1 protein-coding gene is annotated in these 235 nt (G+C 57.9%); it reads left to right on the top strand.

Annotated elements, in window-relative coordinates; translation table 11 throughout:
- Positions 1 to 235, top strand: a 235-nt coding sequence (gene ctaF, locus QP915_RS11690; protein ID WP_284769441.1) for an aa3-type cytochrome oxidase subunit IV, incomplete at both ends; no start/stop codon positions are given.

The raw sequence follows: 235 nt of genomic DNA on the forward strand, positions 1-235 counted from the left end.
CTACCTTCACTTCACCGATAACCGCAGCGACGTTCTGCCGGAAGACTGGGAAGAAGCAGAGACCGAAGACTCCGCTGGTATCTTGGGTTTCTTCTCCCCGAGCTCCATCTGGCCACTGGCCATGGCAGGTTCCATCGGATTCTTGGGCCTTGGCGTCATCTTCCTGTACTACTGGCTCATCGCCTTGGGCGCTGTCTGCTTGATTGCAGCCTGTGCCGGCCTGTCCCTGCAGTAT

Source organism: Corynebacterium sp. MSK158 (assembly GCF_030229085.1).
Taxonomy (GTDB): Bacteria; Actinomycetota; Actinomycetes; order Mycobacteriales; family Mycobacteriaceae; genus Corynebacterium.